We start from the raw sequence: 3831 nt of genomic DNA, 5'->3' as shown, positions 1-3831 counted from the left end.
TTTCAGTGCCAATACCATACAGGAAAACTAAACTTATACAAAGGTTCTTTTTAGAATAACTGACGAGATAAAATACCAAATAGAAACACCTTGAACCAATTTTTGGGAGAACCCCTACTCTATTATTAAGTAAAATAAACTGATCAAAATACTACCAAAATTTGCCAATTGGGTGGCAAGTGTGAGGAGTCTTAGCCAGAAAAAGCACCTGAAAATACAGCCAAAATAAATAGAATCACAAACAGAAAACGCCAACTAGAAAAAAGATACCTTAAAATCCAATACTCCAAAGAAACGACAGAAAATAGATAAACTAGGAAAAGTATGAAACCCAAAAAATCGAACCGAACCAAGACTAAAAAAGGCGAAAGAAAAATATTGTTTATAAGAGTGCGAAGGCAGAGGGCTGCGCAAATTATTCATTTGAAAAACTTACCAAAAATACTCCTAAATTCAGACACGAAATATTGGCTAGTGTGTAACGGGCAGGCTATGCGCAGTGTGCCTGTGTTGCGCCTGCGGCAGGCATATTGCGTATGAGCCATTGTTACCATTTCGTGCTTTATTTATTGTTTCTTTTTTTTTAGAATTTCAAGAACTGGAGCATTTACAATTTCAGGTGGTATAATTGGGTCATCTTCTTTTAATATAACAACGCTTTCAGGGTCATTAATTTCTAATTCCCAAGCATTTCTAATTTCAATACTACTTTTAGTAATAGCTCTATCAAAATAAGGCTCTATTTTCCCATTATTTGCAATTTCCGCAGGACAAAACAGGAACTTCTTTTTTAAACTAACCATCTGCTCTATTTTCTGCATGTTCTCAGAGTTATTAGGAGTCATTTGATGAAAACGAGCAGCCACTGACATATACCTTTCTCTCGATTTTAAAGACTGAGTATGGACATTTGCTGAAATATGTACCTTATACCAATATGGATTGTTTTTATTAACTCCTTTAACAATAGTGATTTTGATTATATCATTTATATCTTCTTTTCCATACCGTTTTATCCATTCATCAAAGATTGATTTACCCGCAATGCCATTTTCAAATGCTAGAAATATACCAAACCCAATATGAGGAGCATAAAATGGTCCAAATCCTTTCCATTTTGCTTGGTCCCAAAATTTAACTTGGATTATTGAAACAATCTTATTCTCATCATGACGAGATAGGTTTAATGAGCTTTCGTTAATCTCCGAATTGTTCTTTTCTCTTTCCTCAATTTTAAACTTAACTAATTCTTGCCCTTTTAATGGGTATTCTTTTTTGTTACTTGACCATTCATTAAAAAATAGTTTTGGATTATCTCCTAAAACATTTTTAGTGAAATTTCGGTGCTCATATACAAAAGATAATCTTTCATGAATTTCTTCATGTTTAAATAAGTTGTCTAAATGCCCCATTATATCATTGGAAAAAAAATTGTTGGAAATAATACGACTACTAAAATCTACCATCTTTTCCCATAATCCACTAAAGCTTTCTCTTGGAAAAGAAAATTTATTTATTTCAATGATATACTCTGAACCTGAATCACTAGCTGTAAAATCAAATAATTTAACTCCATTATTTTTTACTAGCTTAATAACTATTTCTTCTGTATTTGGAAGTAGCTCCATGATTGATGTTGATAGATAGTTCTCAAAGAAAGCAGCAAAAGTTTCTGCAGCTAATAATAATTCAACATCTCTTTCCATGATATATTTAAATGAACAGCCGAGTACTTTAGATTGAATAGAAATCTCGGATTCTGAAACAAAGTCCGTTTCATGAATCATTTGATTCCTAAATGGTTGATTTGCTACTATTTCAAAATGCTTATGTAAATCGGATAATGAATTGATATTTATTTGTTTATAATCATCTAAAATATTGTCTGCATAACCAAGTTTAAATAGTAATGCATTTTGAGAGAGCCATAAGTTATGTTGTTCTAGTACATCAGGTAAAAACGAAAGAGATTTTTCACCTTTATCAATATTTGACAATCGAACAGATAAAAACGCATCCAGCATTTCAAAAGTCGGAATTTCTTCTTTCGATTCATCAATCTCAATTTGACTGCTTATTACACTTAATAATTCGTACCATGTCAAGAATGCAGGAATTCTACCTATAAGCAATTCATTTACTGCTAACTGCTTCGTACATTCGAATGTGTGATAATCCAATTTCCCTTGTTGGTGCCACAATTTAAATGCTATAAAGTTTGCAGATACAAAACAGTTATTTGAAGCCCAAAATAAACCTAAATTATTAAATGCATAACCTAAACTACGAAGAGCTAAGCTTAACTCATACTCTGTTTCATCTTTAGCAAGTTTAAGAACTGCTTTCCCAAAATAAACTAAGCTTTCCTTTATGTAGTTCTTCGTGTATTTTTGACCACCTCTTTGTAGAAATATTTTTCCTGAAGATAACTCAGATGAACGTTTCTCTGCAATAGATGCAATTAAATCAAGTAATTTATCATACTCTGAACTATTAGGAAATAAATTTCCCAATTCTTCAAATATTTGATTATAACTTTCAAAAGGAAACTCTATCATTCCGACTGTCTTAGCCAAATCTACTTGAAGCTTCTGAAATAATTTATCCGTACTACTTTCAACCCTACAAGAATCCATTAAAGTTTGGATAGATAAATCAATTTCAGCTTTTAACGCTGTATTTGGTCTAGTTTTATCAAGAGTAACCTTTTCTAATATTGAGTATAATTCCTTTTTTTCATCATCTAGGCTTATTTGGTAATCTTCAAGCTTGCAATTTGAAGCACAAAAACCTCTTAATGAGCTGAACAGGTTAGTATATAATTCTATTTCATCTGATGATGACTTTTCAGAAATGTATTCTTTAAAACTTTTAAATTCATCTATAAAAGATGAGTAATCATCATAATAGTATAAATATGTCCAAGCTTTTTGGTAATGGAGTCTTATCCAATGTCGATTAAAATTTAATTTTTTACAAAATCGTGTGGCTCTGTCAAACTTTCCCTCTACTTCTTCTCTCGGTCTTTCAATTTTCCTTGCCAAAATTGCAGCTTCTAAAGCATCCTCAACCTTTTGGTAGTCAAATTCACTATATCGATTAGGGTTTTGAATTTTCTCTTCTAATTCTTCAAGGAGATTAATTCTTTGAATATCATTTGCTCCATTAACTACAGTTCTATTTTTGTAAACATTGGATAAATTTAGCGAATCCACTGCTATGTCAATAAAGTTGTTTTTGAATACCTCCTCCAATAACCAAACTCCATCTAAAATTACAATGTCTACTTCATACTTTTCAATAAACTTATCCTGAGCATCCTTTCTTTGCTTGCTTGAAATTGTCTGGTTAGACATAAAATATACCCGAGTATATTCCCTCTCTGTTAATAAAATGTTTTTAATATCGCTTTCAGCTTTGGGCTTCCAAACTTTCTTTGCGCTAATCGCGAAAGCCCACTTTTCGTCTTTATTCCAACCATTTTCAGGAATGAACCATCTATCTGATATTTCCTCAGAGACAGGAAAGGTTTCGGCATCAGTTTTCCCATCACCACCACCTGTAGGTCCCGTTTGAGGGATTAAGTTTGGAGCAATTACTTTCTCTGCAATCCTTCGGCAAAACCCCTCAAATAAGTCTTGTTTTTGATTCGTTGAAATTTTTTCCAGCTCATATGCTAAAACCTCTCTCGTTAAAACAACATCATAAGTAACTTTAGAGTCTGAAAAATATTCAGGTCGTCTCATTCTGTAGAATTCCGATGGTGTTTTAATTTCAAGGTTTTTCATTTCTTATTTGATTTAGGAAGTTGCTTTTTTTTGCATGAATGGT

General features: G+C 32.1%; 1 protein-coding gene. It reads right to left on the bottom strand.

What is annotated here, in order from left to right; genetic code table 11:
* Positions 1–566: 566 nt before the first annotated feature.
* A complete protein-coding gene (locus A8B35_RS22870; RefSeq protein ID WP_075604137.1) occupies positions 567–3788 on the bottom strand; it encodes a hypothetical protein in 3222 nt (1073 codons plus the stop codon).
* Positions 3789–3831 lie beyond the last annotated feature (43 nt).

Source organism: Saccharicrinis aurantiacus, assembly GCF_001660705.2.
GTDB classification, from domain to species: domain Bacteria; phylum Bacteroidota; class Bacteroidia; order Bacteroidales; family Marinilabiliaceae; genus Saccharicrinis; species Saccharicrinis aurantiacus.
This window is presented reverse-complemented; position numbering and strand designations above follow the sequence as displayed.